General features: G+C 72.5%; 19 protein-coding genes and 1 pseudogene. 13 read left to right on the forward strand and 7 right to left on the reverse strand.

Annotated features, from left to right (window positions below; translation table 11 throughout):
* The first annotated feature begins 54 nt into the window (after positions 1 to 54).
* The 4 genes from ACWCRD_RS03480 to ACWCRD_RS03495 are packed head-to-tail and all read left to right on the forward strand — an operon-like array spanning position 55 to position 4,161.
* Complete coding sequence (locus tag ACWCRD_RS03480) at positions 55 to 453, forward strand: 6-carboxytetrahydropterin synthase (protein WP_115910305.1); 399 nt, start codon at positions 55 to 57, stop codon at positions 451 to 453.
* Complete coding sequence (locus ACWCRD_RS03485; protein ID WP_450964272.1) at positions 450 to 1,661, forward strand: glycosyltransferase family 4 protein; 1,212 nt, start codon at positions 450 to 452, stop codon at positions 1,659 to 1,661. Before ACWCRD_RS03480 ends, ACWCRD_RS03485 begins: the two co-directional genes overlap by 4 nt.
* Positions 1,658 to 2,671, forward strand: coding sequence for a class I SAM-dependent methyltransferase (locus tag ACWCRD_RS03490; protein WP_450964273.1), 1,014 nt, complete (start codon positions 1,658 to 1,660; stop codon positions 2,669 to 2,671). The genes ACWCRD_RS03485 and ACWCRD_RS03490 overlap by 4 nt, the downstream gene beginning before the upstream one ends.
* Complete coding sequence (locus ACWCRD_RS03495) at positions 2,668 to 4,161, forward strand: lysylphosphatidylglycerol synthase transmembrane domain-containing protein (protein ID WP_450964274.1); 1,494 nt, start codon at positions 2,668 to 2,670, stop codon at positions 4,159 to 4,161. The genes ACWCRD_RS03490 and ACWCRD_RS03495 overlap by 4 nt, the downstream gene beginning before the upstream one ends.
* On the opposite strand, the pseudogene ACWCRD_RS03500 reads toward ACWCRD_RS03495, so the two are convergent.
* Positions 4,134 to 4,793, reverse strand: a pseudogene (locus tag ACWCRD_RS03500) (creatininase family protein); the annotation flags it as partial. The gene ACWCRD_RS03495 and the pseudogene ACWCRD_RS03500 overlap by 28 nt on opposite strands.
* A 38-nt stretch (positions 4,794 to 4,831) precedes the next feature.
* On the opposite strand from ACWCRD_RS03500, the gene ribA reads away from it, so the two are divergent.
* A complete protein-coding gene (gene ribA / locus ACWCRD_RS03505) occupies positions 4,832 to 5,491 on the forward strand; it encodes a GTP cyclohydrolase II (RefSeq protein WP_344400184.1) in 660 nt (219 codons plus the stop codon).
* Between the two features lie 70 nt (positions 5,492 to 5,561).
* Here the strand turns inward: ribA and ACWCRD_RS03510 are convergent, their stop codons facing one another.
* The 3 genes from ACWCRD_RS03510 to ACWCRD_RS03520 all read right to left on the reverse strand — a co-directional run bounded on the left by ACWCRD_RS03510 (position 5,562) and on the right by ACWCRD_RS03520 (position 8,888).
* Entirely contained in the window at positions 5,562 to 6,791 is a 1,230-nt protein-coding gene (locus ACWCRD_RS03510) for a serine hydrolase domain-containing protein (RefSeq protein WP_450964275.1), read from the reverse strand.
* Positions 6,792 to 6,939: 148 nt separating this feature from the next.
* The gene (locus tag ACWCRD_RS03515) at positions 6,940 to 8,316 is read right to left on the reverse strand and encodes an MFS transporter (RefSeq protein WP_450964276.1); all 1,377 of its coding nucleotides are present in this window, start codon (positions 8,314 to 8,316) and stop codon (positions 6,940 to 6,942) included.
* Positions 8,313 to 8,888, reverse strand: a complete 576-nt coding sequence (locus tag ACWCRD_RS03520) for a TetR/AcrR family transcriptional regulator (protein WP_450964277.1) — start codon at positions 8,886 to 8,888, stop codon at positions 8,313 to 8,315. The genes ACWCRD_RS03515 and ACWCRD_RS03520 overlap by 4 nt, the downstream gene beginning before the upstream one ends.
* A 90-nt stretch (positions 8,889 to 8,978) precedes the next feature.
* Between ACWCRD_RS03520 and ACWCRD_RS03525 the strand changes: the two genes are divergently transcribed.
* Both ACWCRD_RS03525 and ACWCRD_RS03530 read left to right on the forward strand, forming a co-directional pair.
* Positions 8,979 to 9,416 carry a PPOX class F420-dependent oxidoreductase gene (locus tag ACWCRD_RS03525; protein ID WP_450964278.1) on the forward strand — a complete coding sequence of 146 codons (438 nt, stop codon included), beginning with the start codon at positions 8,979 to 8,981 and terminating at the stop codon, positions 9,414 to 9,416.
* A gap of 135 nt (positions 9,417 to 9,551) precedes the next feature.
* A complete protein-coding gene (locus tag ACWCRD_RS03530; RefSeq protein WP_450964279.1) occupies positions 9,552 to 11,642 on the forward strand; it encodes a tetratricopeptide repeat protein in 2,091 nt (696 codons plus the stop codon).
* 351 nt (positions 11,643 to 11,993) lie between these two features.
* Here ACWCRD_RS03530 and ACWCRD_RS03535 read toward each other — a convergent pair whose 3' ends face one another.
* Entirely contained in the window at positions 11,994 to 13,292 is a 1,299-nt protein-coding gene (locus ACWCRD_RS03535) for a hypothetical protein (protein ID WP_450964280.1), read from the reverse strand.
* A gap of 158 nt (positions 13,293 to 13,450) precedes the next feature.
* Between ACWCRD_RS03535 and ACWCRD_RS03540 the strand changes: the two genes are divergently transcribed.
* The 5 genes from ACWCRD_RS03540 to ACWCRD_RS03560 all read left to right on the forward strand — a co-directional run bounded on the left by ACWCRD_RS03540 (position 13,451) and on the right by ACWCRD_RS03560 (position 15,689).
* A complete protein-coding gene (locus ACWCRD_RS03540) occupies positions 13,451 to 13,768 on the forward strand; it encodes a hypothetical protein (protein ID WP_450964281.1) in 318 nt (105 codons plus the stop codon).
* Positions 13,769 to 14,015: 247 nt separating this feature from the next.
* Positions 14,016 to 14,426, forward strand: a complete 411-nt coding sequence (locus tag ACWCRD_RS03545) for a VOC family protein (RefSeq protein WP_450964369.1) — start codon at positions 14,016 to 14,018, stop codon at positions 14,424 to 14,426.
* Positions 14,427 to 14,477: 51 nt separating this feature from the next.
* Positions 14,478 to 14,912 carry a VOC family protein gene (locus ACWCRD_RS03550; protein WP_450964282.1) on the forward strand — a complete coding sequence of 145 codons (435 nt, stop codon included), beginning with the start codon at positions 14,478 to 14,480 and terminating at the stop codon, positions 14,910 to 14,912.
* A 53-nt stretch (positions 14,913 to 14,965) separates the two neighbouring features.
* Positions 14,966 to 15,307: a VOC family protein gene (locus ACWCRD_RS03555; RefSeq protein ID WP_450964283.1), complete on the forward strand. Its 342-nt coding sequence runs from the start codon at positions 14,966 to 14,968 to the stop codon at positions 15,305 to 15,307.
* Between the two features lie 130 nt (positions 15,308 to 15,437).
* The gene (locus ACWCRD_RS03560; protein ID WP_450964284.1) at positions 15,438 to 15,689 is read left to right on the forward strand and encodes a hypothetical protein; all 252 of its coding nucleotides are present in this window, start codon (positions 15,438 to 15,440) and stop codon (positions 15,687 to 15,689) included.
* A 79-nt stretch (positions 15,690 to 15,768) separates the two neighbouring features.
* On the opposite strand, the gene ACWCRD_RS03565 is transcribed toward ACWCRD_RS03560, so the two are convergent.
* On the reverse strand, positions 15,769 to 17,127 hold the full coding sequence (locus ACWCRD_RS03565; RefSeq protein ID WP_450964285.1) for an MFS transporter: 1,359 nt from the start codon (positions 17,125 to 17,127) through the stop codon (positions 15,769 to 15,771).
* Between the two features lie 221 nt (positions 17,128 to 17,348).
* The gene (locus tag ACWCRD_RS03570; protein WP_115910319.1) at positions 17,349 to 18,014 is read right to left on the reverse strand and encodes a TetR family transcriptional regulator; all 666 of its coding nucleotides are present in this window, start codon (positions 18,012 to 18,014) and stop codon (positions 17,349 to 17,351) included.
* A gap of 141 nt (positions 18,015 to 18,155) precedes the next feature.
* On the opposite strand from ACWCRD_RS03570, the gene ACWCRD_RS03575 reads away from it, so the two are divergent.
* The gene (locus ACWCRD_RS03575) at positions 18,156 to 19,028 is read left to right on the forward strand and encodes a shikimate dehydrogenase (protein WP_450964286.1); all 873 of its coding nucleotides are present in this window, start codon (positions 18,156 to 18,158) and stop codon (positions 19,026 to 19,028) included.
* The last annotated feature ends 36 nt before the right edge of the window (positions 19,029 to 19,064 follow it).

The raw sequence follows: 19,064 nt of genomic DNA on the forward strand, positions 1-19,064 counted from the left end.
CTCCGGCGGCCAACGGCCGGAGGACCAGAGGCGCCGCACCTGGAGGGTCGTCCGTTGTTCAGTGTCACCGTCCGCGATCACATCATGATCGCCCACAGCTTCCGCGGCGAGGTCTTCGGACCCGCGCAGCGCCTGCACGGAGCGACGTTCCTGGTGGACGCCACGTTCCGGCGCGAGCAGCTGGACGACGACAACATCGTCGTCGACATCGGACTCGCCACCCAGGAACTCGGCGCCGTCGTCAGCGAGCTGAACTACCGCAACCTCGACAACGAGCCCGAGTTCGCCGGCGTCAACACCTCCACGGAGTTCCTGGCGAAGGTCATCGCCGACCGGCTCGCCGAGCGGATCGAGAAGGGCGCGCTGGGTGAGGGCGCCAAGGGCATCGCAGGCATCTCGGTGACCCTGCACGAGTCGCACATCGCCTGGGCGAGTTACGAGCGTGCCCTGTGACCGACGTGACCTTGGAGAAGGTGGAGAACGCCCCGGGGGAGGCGGAGATGACGTCGCTCAGCTATGTGCCCGTACAGCACTCCGCCCTGAAGAACGCCGAGATCATCCCCATGTCCCTGCGCTCCGTGCACTTCGTCATGCCGGGCGGTGTCGACGACCCGGCCGCGCCGAGCGGCGGCAACGCCTATGACCGGCGCGTCAGTCTGGACCTGCCCGGTTTCGGCTGGCAGGTGCACAAGCACGCGGTGGCCGGCGAGTGGCCCCGGCCGGGGGCGGAAGCCCGTGCGGAACTCGCGCGGACACTGCGGGAGTTGCCGGAGGGCTCGGTCGTCCTGCTGGACGGGATCGTGGCCTGCGGGGTCCCGGAGATCGTCGTCCCGGAGACGGAGCGGCTGCAGCTGGCGGTCCTCGTGCACCTTCCGCTCGGCGACGAGCGGGGCCTCGAGCCCGCCGTGGCCGCCGAGTTGGACGCCAAGGAACGTGACGTGCTGCGGGCCGTGCCCGCCGTGATCGCCACCAGCGACTGGGCTGTCCGCCGCCTCGTCGCCCACCACGGCCTCGCCCCCGAGCGGGTGCACGTCGCCGCCCCCGGCGCCGACATCGCGCCCCTCTCCTCCGGCACCGACGGCGTCTCCCGGCTGCTGTGCGTGGCGTCGGTGACCCCGCGCAAGGGGCAGCACCGGCTGGTGCAGGCGCTGGCCGCGGCGGCCGACCTGCCGTGGAGCTGCGTGTGCGTCGGCGGGCTCGGGCACGACCCCGAGTACGTCGCCCAGCTGCGACTGCTGATCAAGGAGCACGGTCTGGAGGACCGGATCCACCTTGCCGGACCGCAGGCCGGTGCCGAGCTCGACGCCAGTTACAACGCCGCCGACCTCATGGTCCTCACCTCGTACGCGGAGACGTACGGCATGGCGGTGACGGAGGCCCTCGCACGCGGCATCCCCGTGCTGGCCACGGATGTCGGCGGCCTCCCCGAGGCGGTCGGACGCGCCCCCGACGGCGGTGTGCCCGGCATCCTCGTGCCGCCGGAGGACCCCGCCGCCCTCGCCGCCGAACTGCGCGGCTGGTTCGGCGAGGCCGACGTACGACGCCGGCTCAAGGCCGCCGCCCGGGGCCGGCGGGCCGCCCTGGACGGATGGGCGACCACGGCCCGAAGCCTTGCCGGAGTACTGGGCCGGCTGCCGAGCGAACCCAGGAGGGCGGCATGAACAGGACGGTGCCGGCGAAGTCCGGCGGGAAGATCCCGGCGCAGCCCGGGCCGCGGGGCGGCTCCGAACAGGCCGACCGCGACGCCTGCGAGACGGCGGACTCCGTGATACCCGGGGCCGGCCCCGCCCCGCGCCCCGGCGAGCGCGCCACCGTGCGGCTGCGTGACACCGGGCCCGAGGAGGCGCCCCGTTACGCGCCCGAGTGGCTGGAGCTGCGCGAACCCGCCGACGCCGCCGCGCGGTCGCACGAGCTGCTCGACCCGCTGCGGATCCGGCTGGCCAACCTGCCGGGCAAGGCCGGGCTGGTCATCCACGACCTGGGCTGCGGCACCGGCTCGATGGGCCGCTGGCTCGCACCCCGCCTGGACGGCGCCCAGCACTGGGTCCTGCACGACCGCGACCCGTACCTGCTGCACTTCGCGGCCGTCGCCTCCCCGCGCTCCGCCGCCGACGGCAGCCGGGTCTCCGTGGAGACGCGCCGCGGCGACGTCGCCCGGCTCACCCCGGACGCGCTCGCCGGCGCCTCGCTGGTGACGGCGTCCGCGCTGCTCGACGTCCTCACCCGCGAGGAGATCGAGGCCCTCGCCGCCGCCTGCACCGGGGCCGGCTGTCCCGCCCTGCTGACGCTCTCGGTGGCCGGACGCGTCGAACTCACCCCGTCCGACCCGATGGACGAGGAGATCACCGAGGCGTTCAACGCGCACCAGCGCCGCGGCGGCCTGCTCGGCCCGGACGCGATCACGGTGGCCTGCGAGGCCTTCTCGGAACGGGGCGCGACGGTACGGGTCAACCCCAGCCCCTGGCGCCTCGGCCCCGACGAGGCCGCGCTGACGGCCCAGTGGCTGCGCGGCTGGGTGGGCGCGGCCGTCGAGGAACGCCCCGAGCTGAAGGCCCGCGCAGAACGGTATCTGCGGGACCGTCTGGCCGCCTGCGCGGCGGGCGAACTCCACGTCGTGGTCCACCACAGCGACCTGCTGGCCCTGTCCCGACCGACAGGCGGCGCGTCATGAGCGTGGAGACGGTGCGGGCCGTCGTCGTACGACGCGAGCGAGCGGTACGCGCGCTGCGTCGCGGACCCGCCGACGGGCAGGTCGACGGTGTTACGTCGGCGGGGGATCCGACGGAAGCGCTGGCCGGCGGAGCGGGCTCAACGACGACGACCGGGGCGGCGGTTGAGGCGCGGGTCGGTGGCGTCGGGTCTGCGGCGGGGGCCGTCGCGGTTCGGCCCCCCGGTGTGGCGTCCCTCGCGCCCACCGGTGCTGCCGTCTCCGAGGCGCGTATCGGTGTGATCGTCTCCTCCGCCCGGCCGGAAGCGGGCGTGGGGCGGGAGTCATGGTGGCGGGGGATCGTGAGCCGGCTCAACTCTCGTGCCGTGCGGACCCACTTCGGTACGGTCGCCGGTGTCGTCATCCTCGGGGCGCTGCTGTGGCGCCTCGGGACCGGGGTGCTGCTGGACGGGCTGCGGCGGATCGACATGCCGACGCTGCTGGCGGCGCTGGGGATCGGGGTGGTCACCACTGTGCTCAGCGCGTGGCGGTGGGCGCTGGTCGCCCGGGGGCTCAGGATCCGGCTGCCGCTCGGGGCGGCCGTCGCCGACTACTACCGGGCGCTGTTCCTGAACGCCGCCCTGCCCGGCGGAGTCCTCGGAGACGTGCACCGTGCGGTACGGCACGGGCAGAGCGCCGGTGACATGGGCCGAGGCGTGCGCTCGGTGGTCCTGGAACGGGTCGCCGGGCAGGTCGCGCTGACCGTCCTCGGCGGAGCCGTGCTGCTGACGATGCCGTCCCCCGTGCTCGCGGAGACCCGGCACTTCGCGCCGCTGGTGGGGCTCGCAGTGGCGGGCGCGCTCGCCGTCATGGTGGCGCTGCGGATGAACCAGGCGCCCTCCCGCCGCGGCCGGGCGCTGCGCGCGACGCTCGCCGAGGCGCGCGAGGGGCTGCTGTCCCGCCGCAACTGGCCGGGCGTCGTCGCCTCGTCGGTGCTCATCCTGGCCGGCCACATCGCGATGTTCGTGCTGGCCGCACGCGTCGCCGGATCCGGCGCCTCCGTCGCCGCGCTGCTGCCGCTCGCGGTCCTCGCACTGATCGCGATGGGCCTGCCCCTGAACGTCGGCGGCTTCGGCCCCCGCGAGGGCGTCGCCGCCTGGGCGTTCGGAGCGGCCGGGCTCGGCGCGAGCAGCGGGGTGGCCGTCTCCGTGGTGTACGGGGTGCTCAGCTTCGTGGCGGCCCTGCCCGGCCTCGCCGTCCTCGTCGCCCGCTGGTACACGGGCCTGCGCGCAGGCTCCGGAAGGGCGGCAGCCGCCCCGGAACCGGCACGCGAAACCGACTACCCGCGCGCGCTGCCGGCTTCCCCCGTCTCTCCGGTTTCCGCGCCGGAATCGTCCGCCGAGGTGAGGAGTGAGAAATACGCTCCGAAGGAATCCGCCAGGGCGGCGAGCAGTTCCTTCCCCTTTTCCGCGGAACCGAGCGAAGGGCGTCCGATGACGCCCGAATCGGTATAGCCGGACATACCGAGGGTGAGCAGATGACGCCGGTCGTCCGCGACGAAATCGGAGGCCTCATAACCGGGGCGGAGCAATTCCGGGTGAGCGTGCAGAAGGATGGAGGTCTCGATTTCTCCCGCGTGCATGTCGGTCAGCAGCGAGGTGGTCACCCCCGCCCGCTGCCGTGCCGCTTCCCAGTCCTCGGCGGCCGGGAACAGAGCCATGCGCTCGCCGCGGGCGGAGGATTCCTGAACGACGTTGCCCAGTACATAGTTTCCGCCGTGCCCGTTGACCACCACCAGGACGTCGACGCCGGAGCGGCGCAGCGACTGCGCGATGTCACTCACCACCGCGTGAAGGGTCACGGAGGAGATGCTGACGGTCCCCGGCCAGGCCGCGTGCTCGTGCGAGCAGGAGATCGTCACCGGCGGAAGGAGGTGCACCGGGTACGCCGCCGCGATCTCCCGGGCCACGGCACAGGCGACGAGCGTGTCGGTCGCCAGCGGAAGGAACGGACCGTGCTGCTCGAAGCTCCCGACCGGAAGGACTGCGACCTGCGTTGAGACACCCGCCGCCCTGGTCCGTACCTCTTCCGTAGTGTCCGCCGGCACCAGCCCGTATGCCGCCGTACGCGCGCCCGAAACACTCATTTCTTCACGGCCTTTCGTCTCTGCTTAGGAATCAGATCATGACAGATAAAATCGGCGTCCTCGGCAAGAAGTCCCCACAGCGCACGGGCGTGGAACGGATTGTGAATGCCCCACTGCCCACGGTGTACGGGCAATTCCGGGCGGTGGGTTACATGGATCACGATCGCGGCGACGAGCAAGTGGCCCTCGTCCACGGTGACATCGGCACGGACGGTGTTCTCACCCGGCTGCATTCCGAGTGCCTGACCGGTGACGCGTTCGGCTCCCAGCACTGCGAGTGCGGCGACCAGCTGGCCTCCGCGCTGAAGGCCGTCGTCGCCGAAGGCAGCGGCATAGTCGTCTACTTGAGGGGCCACGAGGGCCGCGGCATCGGTCTGCTCGCCAAGCTGCGCGCGATGGCGCTGCAGGCGGAGGGCCTGGACACCGTCGAGGCGAACCTCGCGCTGGGACTGCCGGTGGACGCCCGCGACTACGGCGTCGCCGCCAAGATCCTCCAGGACCTGGGCGTGAACTCGGTGCGTCTGATGTCCAACAACCCGCGCAAGCGGGAGGCGTTGGTGCAGCACGGCATCGAGGTGGCCGAGACCGTCCCGCTGCTGATCCCGCCGTGCGAGAGCAACATCACCTATCTGCGCACCAAGCGGGAGCGGCTCGACCACGTCCTGCCGCATCTGGACGCGGTGGCCCACCTGTCCTGAGCAGGAACGTGCACCACCTCGCCGACACCGGCGGTCGGCGAGGTGAACCGGTCGCGGTCCCGAGGACCGCTCAGTCCGCGACCGCCTCGTGGACCAGCCGCTTGAGGTCCGGGAAGAGCCTGAGTGACGACTTCGGCCGGACCTGCGTCATGAACTGCACGGTCAGATCGCGCCCGGGGTCCACCCAGAAGGTCGTCGTCGCCACCCCGCTCCAGCCGAACATGCCCAGGCCCGAAGGCGCCTGGGTGCGGTCGGGGTCGATGACGACGGAGACCCCGAGGCCGAAGCCGACGCCGTCGTTGCCGGGCTCGTCGTGGACCGGGCGGCTGCCGAAGGCGCGCAGGTCGGCGCCGCCGGGCAGCTGGTTGCTGGTCATCAGGTCCACCGTCTCGGGGGCCAGCAGACGGACCCCGTCGAGCTCGCCGCGGCGGCGCAGCAGCTCCATGAAGCGGTGCACGTCGTACGCGGAGGCCACCAGCCCGCCGCTGCCGGACAGGAAGCGGGGCCGCCCGCGCAGCGGCAGCCCGGCGATCGGCTCGATGCCGCCGGCGTCGGTCTCCCCGTACAGCTCGGAGAGCCTCGGCGCCTGCTCGTCCGTGACGCAGAACCCGGCGTCGGTCATGCCGAGCGGGCCGAGGACGCGCTCGGCGAAGAACTCGTCGAGCGCCCGCCCGGACACGACCTCGATCACCCTGCCGAGGACATTGGTGGCGACCGAGTAGTTCCACTCGGTGCCCGGCTCGAACTGCAGCGGCAGGCGCGCGTACGCGTCGACGGTCCCGGCCAGGTCGGAGCCGGGCAGTACGGCCGAATCGAGGCCCGCCTCGCGGTAGAGGGCGTCGACGGGGTGCTGGTGGTAGAAGGCGAAGGTCAGGCCCGCGGTGTGGGTCAACAGGTGCCGGATCAGCGGGGGTTGGGCGGCCGGGCGGGTCCGGACGCCGGAGCCGGATCCGCTCTCGTAGACCTGCGGGTCGGCGAAGGCCGGGAGGTGGCGGGCGACCGGGTCGTCGAGCGACAGACGGCCCTCCTCCACCAGCATCAGCGCGGCGACCGAGGTGACCGGCTTGGTCATGGAGTAGATCCGCCACAGGGTGTCCGCCTCGACGGGCAGCCCCGCCGCGATGTCGCGCAGGCCGTGGGTGGTGAGGTGGGCGACGCGTCCGCTGCGGGCCACGGCCACCAGGTAGCCGGGCAGGCGGCCCTCGTCGACGTAGTGGGCGAAGTGCTGGTCGAGGCGGTCCAGCGCCTTGGCGTCCAGCCCGGCCTCGCCAGGGTCGACCTCTTGTCGCAGCTGTGCCATTCGCTCTCCTCCGTGCGCGGAGCGCTCCGCTGTGAGTGCCGCGACAGGCCGTCAATCGGCTGCGGCACTGTCGTGGCTGGTCGCGCAGTTCCCCGCGCCCCTTCGGGGGCGCGCTGAACGCAGCGGACTTTGCCTGTTGTGTCTGGTCTCATCGTCGCTCAGGAACGGGCACGAGGTCCCCCTGTTGACCATGATTGATCGTTTCGGTGGAACGTTCCGGCAGTGCGCGGCCCGCCACCGCCCCCGCCACGGCCACCACGGCGAGGACGCTCAGCGCCGGCCCGTGCCCGTGGCCGGGCCCCATCAGCGTCGTCGCTGCGGCCACGCCCAGCACCGGACCGACGTTCATCGCGGTCTGCTGCAACCCGCCCGCCACCCCGGCCGACCCGACGGCGGCCTGGCGTACGACGACATGGGTGGCCGCCACCATCACCGTGCCGAACCCTGCCCCCACCAGTGCGAACCCGGTGCAGAAGCCGACCGTTCCGGAGGCCCGGCCCAGCACCAGGATCCCGGCGGCCAGCACGGTCATCGCCGCCACGCTCGTACGGCGGGCCCCGGCCCGGCGCAGCAGCACCGCGCACCCCGGCGCGGCGACGATCATCAGTGCCGCGAGCGGCAGGCTGAGCAGGGCCATGTGCACCGGGGCGAGACCGAGTGTGTCCTGGAGCAGGAAGGTGGCGACGAACAGTGTGCCGTTCAGGGCGGCCGACGCGGCGACCAGCATGCCGAGCGCGGAACCGACGGCTGCCGAGCCCACCACGTCCGGCGGCACCAGCGGGTGCGCGGTCCGCCGCTCATGTTGTACGAAGGCGGCACCCGCGACCGCGGCCGCCACCAGACCGAGCGCGCTCGCCGGCGTCCATCCGCCGTACGGCAGCCCGACCAGGGTGTGGACCAGACAGGCCAGGGCCACCGCGAGCAGCAGCGCGCCGGGCACGTCCAGGCGGGCCGGGGAGGGCTGCTGGGCGCGCGGCTCGCGCAGTGTGAGCGCGAGCAGGCCGAGGGCGAGTGCCGGTACGACGTTGAGGAAGAACACCGCCCGCCAGCCCGGCCCGGCCACCAGCGCCCCGCCCAGCACGGGCCCCGCCGCGGCCGCGAGCCCGATCGCGCCGGTCCGCACGGCGATCGGCATCCGCAGCCGGTCGGGCGGGAAGGCGGCCCGCAGCATCCCCAGCGTGGCAGGCTGCAGCAACGCCCCGAACACACCTTGCAGGGCCCGCAGACCGATCACCCAGCCGACACCGGGCGCCAGAACGATGCCCGCCGACGTCGCCCCGAAGCCCAGCATCCCCAGGGCGAAGAGCCGTTGATGCCCGAACCGGTCGCCGAGCCGTCCGGAGAACACCAACAGGCCCGCCACCGCGATGAGATAGCCGGTGCTGGTCCACTGGACCTGCGCGAAGGACGCGCCCAGGTCGCGTTGCAGAGTGGGCTGCGCGACGGTGAGGACCGTGCCGTCCAGGGCGACGATCACCGCCCCGACCACGCTGCACGCCAGCGTCAGCGAGCGGTGCCCGCTCATGCGCCGTCCCCCAGATGGGCGTCGAGGGCCGAACGCAGCACAGGTACGAAGTCGTCGGCGCCCGTGGCGAGTTGGAGGCTGCCCCAGCCCCACAGCTGGGCGATGCCGTGCAGATTCGCCCACAGTGCGCCCGCGACGACCCGGGCGTCCGCGCCGGGCCGTACCCGCCCGACCAGTTCCACCAGCCGCCCGAACAGCGGCAGGCTGGTGTCACGCAGACCCAAGTGCCCGCTTTCCAACAGGTCGTGACGGAACATCAGCTCGTACATGCCGCGGCTGTCGACGGCGAACTCCAGGTAGACCTGCCCAAGGGCCGTCAGCTGCTCACGCGGGGTCGCCGTGCCGTCGCCGGTGGCTGCCGTCGCCCGCTCGGCCAGTTCGGCGAAGCCGCGGCGGGCGATGGCGGACAGCAGCTCCAGGTGGGTGGGGAAGTAGCGGCGGGGCGCCCCGTGCGAGACGCCCGCCCGGCGCGCGATCTCCCGCAGGGTCAGCGCCTGCGCGCCTTCACTTGCGACCAGCTCCACTCCGACGTCGACCAGCCGGTCCCGCAGCCCACTCTCCGATGCATCCATAGACACTGTCTACCACTCGTCCGTAGACAGTGTCTACTGGGAAATGGGCGGAGGGGAATGCGTAGATCGGTCCCGCGGGTTGATCCGGGTATGACTCACGACACACTGCTCGAGCTGCTCTCCGACGAGCGCAGCGGCGTACTGGTCACCCTCAAGAGCGACGGCCGGCCCCAGCTGTCGAACGTCAGCCATCACTACTATCCGGACGAGGGCATCATCCGGATCTCCGTCACCGACGACCGGGCCAAGACCCGCAATCTGCGCCGGGACGCGCGGGCGTCGTACCACGTGTCCACGCCGGACCGTCGCGCCTACACGGTCGTCGAGGGCACCGCCGAGCTCACACCCGTCGCCAAGGATCCGCACGACGACACGGTGGAGGAGCTGATCCGCCTGTACCGCGACGTCGTGGGCGAGCACCCGGACTGGGACGACTACCGTGCCGCGATGGTCCGCGACCGGCGCCTGGTGGTGCGGCTGAAGGTGGAGCGGGCGTACGGCATTCCGAAGGGGGCCAACCAGGGCTGAAGAGCCATGAGCCCGTCCGGCGGTTCGGGAGCCCGTGTCCCGTGATGCCCTGTCATGTTGCCTCGCTGCGGCTAGGGTTGATCACTGCCAGCGGCAGGTGGAACTGCGGAGAGCGGAAGACGGGGAGTGCGCGGCATGGTGGATCCGGTTTCGCTGGGCGCCATCGGCGCGGTGCTCGGAGCCGTCGGATCGGGCATGGCGAACGAGGCCGGCAAGTGGGCGTGGGAGTCGGCCGGCGGTCTGGTCCGCCGTATCGCCGGGGGCGAGGTGACGGCTCCCACCACCCCCGGCCAACTGGACGAGGTGGCTCGCCTGGTGCACGAACGCGTCCAGCGGGACCCTCAACTGGCGCAGGCTTGGGCGCAGTTCGCCGCCGGTGTACGAGCCCCCGGTACCGGATCGGGACCGCACCGCCCCTGCCTGCCCACCGCCCCGCACTTCTTCACGGACCGGCAAAAGGCCCTGAAGGCCCTGGACAAGGAGGCGACGCGCGCCTTCGCGGGACGCCCCCGGCTGGTGCTCCTCCACGGCCCCGAAGGCATCGGCACCAGCACCCTCGCCATCCACTGGGGCTGGCGGCAGACCGCCCGCTTCCCCGACGGCCAGCTCTACGCCGACCTGCGCGCCCGCGCGCCCGAAGCGGTTCTCGGCGGTCTGCTGCGCGGACTCGGTCTGCCCCACGAGGAGATACCCCCGGCAGCGGCCGACCGCGCGGAGCTCCTCAGGCGCTGTCTGGCCGACCGGCGGCTGCTGCTCGTGCTCGACCACGCCCGGTCCGCCGCCCAGCTCCGGCCGCTGCTGACCTCGGCGCCCGGGGTCTTCACGATCGTCGTCGCCCGGCAGCCGCTCACCGGCCTGGACGCCCTGCGCATCCCGGTCGGCCCGCTGGCCAGGCGGGACGCCGTACGGCTGCTCACCGACCTCGTCGGCAAACCGGCGATCAGCGCGGCCCGCGCCGCGCTGCCCGCGGTCCTCGACCGCTGCGCCGGCTCGCCCTACGCCCTGCGCGCCGCGGCACCCCGCCTGGCCGCGCACACGGAGCCGCCCGCCGGGCCCGAGGGCGATCCCGTCCGCGCCGCCGCCGAGGACTCGTACCGTCTGCTCACACCGGCCGTGGCCCGTCTCTACCGGCTCGCCGCCCTGCGCGACTGGCCCGCCCTCGACCCCGCAGCGGCCGCCCGCGCCGCGGACCTCGACGAGGGCGAAGCCGCCCGCCACCTGGAGGAACTCGCCGAAGCCCTCCTCCTGGACCGCACCGACTCCGGCCGCTACCGCTACCGCCCCGCCGTCCGCGCCCACGCCGAGCACACGGCTGCCGCCGTCGATGGAATCGCGGCCTGCTCGGCCGCCGTCAGCCGCGTCGTCGCCGGCTACCGGGACCTGGCCGTCGGCGCGGCACGGGCCGCACTGCCCGAGAGCTGGCGGGTGCCCGCCGCCCAGTCACCGGTGTCCTTCGCGGACCGGGGCAGGGCCGTCGCCGCCCTCGCCGCCGAGGCGCCCGGTCTCGTAGAGGCGGTGCACGCGGCGGAGGACTTCCGGGACTGGGCCACGGTCGTCCTGCTCTGTCAGGCCCTGTGGCCGCTCCAGCTCAAGGCCGGCCACCACGATGTCCTGCTGCCCGCACTGCGCGCCGGAGCGCGAACCGCCGACGAGCACTTCCCCGGCACCCGCACGGCCGGCGCCCTGCACGCCCAACTCGCCCACACCCTCACGGAGTTGCGCCGCTGGGACGAGGCCGAACCCGAAGCGCTCGCCGCCGCCCGGGACGAGCAGACGGCCGGCCATGTGCGCGGTCATGCCTCCGCGGTCGAGTTCCTCGGACTGCTGCGGCTGCGGCAGTGGCGCTTCGAGGAGGCGTATGCGTGCTTCGAGGAGGCGTACGGCATCCTCGACGGCATCGGCCCCGACGACGAGGGCGCCGCCGACCTCCCGCGCGCCCGCGCCCTGCTGGAACGCCACCGGGGACGTGCCCTGCGCGGCCTGGGCCGCCGCGAGGAGGCGGTACAGCGCCTCGAACGCGCCCTGCACTTCTTCCGTGACACCACCGAGGCCTACAACACCGCCCGCACCCTCACCGACCTCGCCGAAACCCACCTGTCCGCCGACGAGCCGCACCTCGCCCGCCCACTGATCGACGAGGCACTCGCAGCCCTCGACCGAGAGAACGCCGAGTACCAGGTGGCATGGCTACGGGTACTGCGTGAGCGGTGCGTCACGGCGGAGTGAGCTGCTGAGGGCGGACCGCCGTGCCGATCCGGATGGGCACCCCCTGCGGCTGCCGCCTCGACGGCTTGCCCGCTGCGAGCTGTGCGTATTGGCGAGGGGCTTGAGGAGCTCGGGTCGGGGAGATCGCTGAGTGCCAGGCGGTGTGGTTGCGGGAGCCGCGGGAGTGGTGCGTCGGGCCGGAGTGAGTCGCCACGGGTGGGCTGCGGGTCCGACCGGATGGTTCAGCCCCTGTCCGGCTCGGCGGTTTGCCCCGCTGCGAGCCGCGTTTATCGGCGAGGGGCTTGGGGGCCTCGGGGCGGGAGATCGCCGAGTGCCAGGCGGCGCGGTTGCGGGTGTTGAGGGAGCCGTGCGTTACGTCGGAGTGAGTCGCACGGGGTGGGCTGCCCTCCCGATCCGGACCGTCAGCCCCTGCCCGGCCGCCTCCTTCAGTGACTTGCCCGCTGCGAGCCACGCGTACAGGGCGGAGGCGTACGCCGCCGGATCGGCGTCCGCGCCGGGAGCGGCGTCCAGGCGTATCGAAGTGCCCGTACGGGTGTGGACCACGCACGAGCCAGGGCCGGTGACATAGGCGGCCAGCGCGCAGTGCGGATGGCGGGTGAGGGCCTCCGCCGTCCAGTGGGCGGGGGAGACGAAGCGCGGGTCGTTCTCGTCGCCGTACCGGAACACCACGTCGGCCAGGGCGAGTTGGTCCGTCTCGCGGGTGTCCTCGTGGACCGCCGTATGGGCCTCGCCCTCCCCGTTCGCCGGTGGATGCGGGCCCGCGTACCGGGTGACCGAAACCTCGCCGGAGCCGAGCAGGCGGGTGAGGACCAGCAGCGGGACGGTGTGTGCCGCGGGTTCGTACGGCGGGAGAGGGAGTGGTTCCAGGCGGGCTGGGGCGTCCGTTTCGGGGATGCCGATACGGTCGTAGAAGAGCCGTCGGAGGCGGGTCGCGGACTCGCCTGGTGCGGAGCTGACCGACTCGGCGAGTCCGGGGTGTGGTCGGTGGTGGTCGATGAGTGCGTCCAGTTGCGGGCGCAGGGGGCGTGCGGGGTCGAGGCGGGGTGCGGTGCTGACGAATGCGTGGACCGGGGCCTCGGGGTCCAGGCCGGCGAGGGGTGCGGCGCCGAGGAGGACCGGTGTGCCGAGGGCGGCGGCGTAGTAGGTCACCGAACCGTGGTCGCCGATCACGGCGTCGGCGGCGAGCAGCGCCTGGCGCCAGCCCTCCAGGGGGTCGATCAGCGCCAGACCGGCGCGGCGGGCGCGGTCCAGCCAGGCGCGGATCTGACCGGGGCCGTGACCGTGCCAGACGTTGGGGTGCAGTACCGCCGCGAGACGGTACTCGTCGGCCGGGAACTCCGAGGTCAGACGGGGGAGCAGAGAAGGGATCACGTCATCGCCGCCGCCGTCACCGAACAGCGACTCGGGGTTCCAGGTGGAGTTGAGGACGACCAGGCGCTGGTCCCGGCCCACCCCGAGGGCGCGGCGGAAGCGGTCGCGGTACGGGCGGGCCGCCAGCAGACGGTCCCAGCAGGGATCCCCGGCGAGCACGGCCGTCGGCGCGGCCTCGGGGCAGACGGTGCGCAGCCGCTCGTACTGTTCGGGGTGGGAGAGGACGAGCGCGTCCGCGAGCGGTTTGCCGTTCTCGTCGAGGAGCCACTCCGGGGACATCCCGAAGACCGGATCCGACCGTTCCTGACCGCTGCCCGGTGTCGGGTGTCGGGTGTCGGGTGTCGGGTGTCGCCAGTTTTTTAGTGTATCCGATGCCGTGCGACAGCACGGTCAATACGCCGGAAAGTGACCGGAGTTGACCGCCGAAGCTCGCCGAGATGGCCAGCGCGACCGGCGTCACGACCGCCTGCTCCCACGGCAGTACGGGTACCCCGGTCCCGTCCAGCAGTTCCGCGACGCCCGCCCGGAACGCCGACGAGCCGGGGCAGGTGGCCAGGAGTTGCACCCTGAAGTCGTCGTGGAACAGCGGCAGGACGTCCAGCAGACGGGTCGCCGCGGTCACGTTGTGGACGACGAGGAGCACCTTGTGGCTGCGCCCGCGGCTGGCCCACCGCGCGGCGTCGTCGCCGACCGGCACCCGTATCCACCCGGCCCCCGCCACGTCCTCGTCCGCCTCTCGCCACCCGCTCGTGTGATCGGGCAACGATAGTCAACATCGGTCCGCGCACTCCGGCCGCCCCTGAATCCGGCCGGAGCACGCGGAGGTCCCTCATGATTACCGCAGTGCGCGCAATGCCTCAACAGCGCCTTTCGCCCGGAGGGTTCGGGAAAGCGTCGGGTGGAGACCTAGGTCCCGGGGTGCAGGGCGGACGACCGATGGTCCGGGGATCATGGACCGCCTAGGCTGCGAGGAAGGATGCCGCAGCTCAGGAAGAGGTCATGATGCCGGTCGACGGCCGCAGCCACATCCGTATCGCCCGCCCGTCCCGGGACCTCGCGGCCGCCGAGCGGTTCTGGGCGCAGGGGTTCGGGCTGAGTGTGGTCTGGCGGGCCGAGGGCGGTTCCGAACCCGGCGAGCACGACCTGCTGATGCTCGGCCGGCCGGACGCCGGATGGCATCTGGAGCTCGTCCATGAACCGGCGCGGCCCGTCGAGCCCCGGCCCACCGAGGAGGACCTCCTCGTCGTCTACGTCGACGGTCCCGTGCCGGAAGATCTGGTGGCCCGGCTGGAGGAGCACGGCGGCAGGCGGGTGCCGTCGCCCAATCCCTACTGGAATCAATGGGGAGTCACCATCGAGGACCCGGACGGCTACCGGCTGGTGCTGTGCGAGCGGGGCTGGTCGAACGCCTGATCAGGCTCCGGCCGCGGCCCGGCTGTCAGTGGTGCGCAGTACGGTCCTTGCATGGCAGCCACCTTCGATCTCACGCTTGACTGTGCGGACGCGAAGTTCCTCGCCGAGTTCTGGAAGACGGCGCTCGGCTATGTCGACGAGCCGCCGCCCGCCCCCTTCGCGACCCGCGGGGAATGGCTCGCACAGTTCGACCTGCCGGACGACGACCCCACGGACGACGGCGCGTGGCTCTGCGATCCCGACGGCGTGGGCCCCCGGCTGTCCATCCTGAAGGTCCCCGAGCCCAAGACGACGAAGAGCCGCCTCCACATCGACGTCCGGGTACCGGGGGGCGGCAGCCCCGACGAGCGGTGGGCCCGCATCCGGGCCGAGTCCGAGCGCCTGGTGAGGGCGGGCGGGAGCGTCCTGGAGGAGTTCGGCGGACACCACATCATCATGGCCGACCCGGAGGGCAACGAGTTCTGCGTGGCCGCGGCCCCCGCATGAGGGACCGCGCGCCGCCCTTGCCGTGGCCGGGGCCGGGGACCTAGCCTCCGCGCGTGATCAATGGTGCACATGTGGTGATCTACACCCGCGACGCCGAGGCGGACCGCGCCTTCTTCCGGGACGTCCTCGGCTGGGCGCATGTCGACGCCGGGCACGGCTGGCTCATCTTCAAGGCGCCGCCCGCCGAGGTCGCCTTCCACCCGGCCGAGGGCGAGCCGTCGCACGAACTGATGCTGATGTGCGACGACCTCGACGCGACGACCGCCGAACTCACCGCGAAGGGCGTGGAGTTCACGCGGCCCTCGGCGGAGGCCCGCTGGGGCCGGCTGACCGGCTTCCGGCTGCCGGGCGGCGGCGAGGTCGGCCTCTACGAGCCGCGGCACCCGCGGGCGTAGGGCTCCGGACAGCCTGTTCGACCGAGGCCTCCGGCAGTTCCGGGAAGTCCGCCACGCTGTGCTGCCCGTCGAGGCGATGAAAGCAGCCTCGCGGCCGCGCTGCGAGGCACGCGGCGGGTGCCCTGAGGGCGTGGCCGTGACGCCGGCCTCCGGCGCCGTGGCCACGCCGCTGCCGTGGCCCGGCGCGTACGAGATCTGCGGGCAGCGGCGGGTCCCCGACAAGCCGGAGGCAATGGCGGAGGACCGTGCCTCCCTGGTGGGACACGGCCCGGCGGAGTACGGCAGCGCGGCAGGCCCTGACCGGGACGGAGGCCGACGCGGTGGCGCCCGCGCAGGCCCGGCAGGGGGAATCCGCCCGAGTGGCCGGCCGAGGCGCCCGTGAGCGCGGGACGGGCACGCCGGAACCCCCGGGCGCCGGAACCAGTGCGGGTGTCCGGGGCCCGGGGGGGGCGGGGGCCCCGTCAGGCGGTGACCGTCTCCGGCTGTGACGCTCCCTGGGCGGCCCGCTCACCCAGGAGCTCCGTCGGGATCTTGTGGGTCTCGCGGGCCGAGAGGCCGGTGATGACCGGCGGGACGCAGAGGGCTGCGGTGAACAGGGCGACCGAGGACCAGTCGGTGCCGTCGGGGCCCGCGATCTGCGCGGCGAACGTGACCGCGAAGCCGGCCACGGCGAAGCCGATCTGGGTGCCGATCGCCATTCCGGACAGGCGCACCCGGGTGGAGAACATCTCGCCGTAGAAGGAGGGCCAGACGCCGTTCGCGGCGCTGTAGACGATGCCGAAGGCCACGATGCCCAGGACGAGGGTCAGCGGGTAGTTGCCCGTCGAGATCGCCCACAGGTAGCCGAACATGGCGAGCGCGCTGCCCGCCGCGCCGATCAGGAACACGGGACGCCGGCCGATGCGGTCCGACAGGGAGGCCCACAGGGGGATCGCGGCGAGGGCCACGAGGTTGGCGAGCGCGCCCACCCACAGCATCGAGGAGCGGGACATGCCGACCGAGTCGCTGGTGGCGTAGGCGAGGGCCCAGACCGTGAAGATCGTCGAGACCGAGGCGATGAGCGCGCCCCCGATCACCCGCAGCACGTCCACCCAGTGCTCACGCATCAGCACGGCGAGCGGCAGCTTGACGACCCCCGCGGTGGCCGCCTGCTTGGCGAAGGCCGGTGTCTCCTGGAGCTTGCGGCGGATGACATAGCCGACGACGGCGACCGCGACACTCGCCCAGAACGGCACCCGCCAGCCCCAGGACAGCAGCTGGTCCTCGGGGAGCGCGGCCACCGGGATGAAGACCAGGGTGGCGATGAGCTGGCCGCCCTGTGTGCCGCTGAGGGTGAAGCTGGTGAAGAAGCCGCGCCTGTGCGGTGGCGCGTGTTCCAGGGTCATCGAGTTCGCGCTGGCCTGCTCGCCCGCCGCCGAGATGCCCTGCAGCACACGGCAGGCGACCAGGAGGACCGGGGCGAGCGTGCCGACCTGGGCGCGGGTGGGCAGACAGCCGATGAGGAAGGTCGACAGGCCCATCAGGATCAGCGTGAAGACCATGATCTTCTTACGGCCGACACGGTCGCCGAAGTGGCCGAGGAAGAGCGCGCCGATCGGCCGGGCCGCGTACGCGACACCGAACGTGGCCAGGGACAGCAGGGTCGCGGTGGCCGGGTCGGACTCGTCGAAGAAGACCTTCGGGAAGATCAGCGCGGCCGCGCTGCCGTAGATGAAGAAGTCGTAGTACTCCAGGGCGCTGCCGATCCAGGCGGCGGTGGCCGCCTTTTTCGGCTGCCCGACGGTTTCGGCAGGGTCGCGGGGCGCGACAGCGTGCGTCACGGCATTGCTCCTTCGAGGGAACTCCAACGTAAGCGGAGTGAGCGGCGGGGGAGAAGTGCCGGATCCCTGGGGTGACGGGACGGCCGCGCCGGGTGCTACCCGGCTAATTAACCCACTGGATAGTTAGTAGCGGTTGGCTACGGATGTTGCGCCCACGTTTCCCGGGTGTCAAGGGGTGGTGCCGAAGGATCTTGCCGCCGTGGTGCGGGTGATCGGCGTGGTCAGTCCGTCGCGCGGTCCGCCGTCAGGTAGGCGATCACCATGTCGCCCAGCATCGTGCGGTAGTGCTCGCGCTGGGCCGGGTCGACCAGGTCGCGGCCGAACAGGGCGCCGAACGTGTGCCGGTTGGAGACCCGGAAGAAGCAGAACGAACTGATCATCGCGTGCAGGTCGACCGCGTCGACATCGGCCGTGAACAGGCCCGACTCCTGCCCGGCGGCCAGGATGCGGCGGATCACGTCGAGCGCGGGGGAGCCGATCCTGCCCAGCTTCTCGGAGGCGGCGATGTGCTCGGCGCCGTGGATGTTCTCGATGCTGACCAGGCGGATGAAGTCCGGGTGCTGCTCGTGGTGGTCGAAGGTCAGCTCGGCCAGCCGCCGGATGGCCGCGACCGGGTCCAGATGCTCGACGTCCAGCTTCTGCTCGGCCTCCCGGATCACGCCGTACGCCCGCTCCAGGACGGCCGTGAACAGCTGTTCCTTGCCGCCGAAGTAGTAGTAGATCATCCGCTTCGTGGTGCGGGTGCGGGCGGCGATCTCGTCGACCCGGGCGCCGTCGTAACCGGCCCGCGCGAACTCCTGTGTCGCCACGTCGAGGATCTCGGCCTGGGTGCGGGCGGCGTCGCGGATCCGCCCGTTGGGTCGTGCCGGTTCGTCGACGCTGGTCATCGGGTTCCTTCGGGAGTGCGGCCAGTGCCGCAGATTCTAGAAGGCGGGCCGGGCGGCGCCGGCGAGGTCTTCCCAGGGGGCCATCGGGCTGATATAGCTAACGTACTAGTTCGTACATTAGCGCTCGGTTCAGGAGGCCCCGTGGCCAAGGACTCGTATCTCGTCGGACTGATCGGTTCCGGCATCGGCCCGTCGCTCAGCCCGGCGCTGCACGAGCGGGAGGCGGACCGGCAGGGCCTGCGCTGTCTGTACCGGCTCATCGACATCGACACCCTCGGCGTGCCCCCCGAGGCGGTCGGCGACCTGGTGCGGGCCGCCCGGGACCTCGGCTTCGACGGGCTGAACATCACGCACCCGTGCAAGCAGCTGGTGATCGAGCACCTGGACGGGCTTGCTCCGCAGGCCGAGGCGTTGGGGGCGGTCAACACCGTCGTCTTCGAGGACGGCCGCGCGATCGGCCACAACACGGACGTCACCGGGTTCGCGGCCTCGTTCGCGCGGGGGCTGCCGGACGCTTCGCTGGAGCGGGTGGTGCAGCTGGGGGCCGGCGGGGCGGGGGCGGCTGTGGCTCACGCGACGCTCACCCTGGGGGCGGAGCGGGTCACTGTCGTGGACGCGTTGGCGGATCGGGCCGCGGAACTTGCCGCTTCGCTGAACCGGCACTTCGGTGTCGGCCGGGCGGCCGCCGCCACCCCCGATCAGCTGGCGCAGCTGCTCACCGACGCGGACGGCATCGTGCACGCCACGCCCACCGGGATGGCTGCACACCCTGGGCTGCCTTTTGCCGCCGAGCTTCTCCACCCCGGTTTGTGGGTGGCCGAGGTTGTTTATCGGCCCTTGGAGACGGAGTTGCTGCGCGCTGCCCGGGCGGTGGGCTGCGCCACTTTGGATGGGGGTGGGATGGCCGTGTTCCAGGCTGCGGATGCGTTTCGGTTGTTCACCGGGCGGGAGCCGGACAGTGGGCGGATGCTGGCGGACTTTGCTGTTGAGAGCTCGGTGGGTGAGGCCGTGTGACGGGTGCGGGTTGGTTTGTGGTTGCTCGCGCAGTTC

The organism is Streptomyces sp. NPDC002092 (assembly GCF_053593775.1).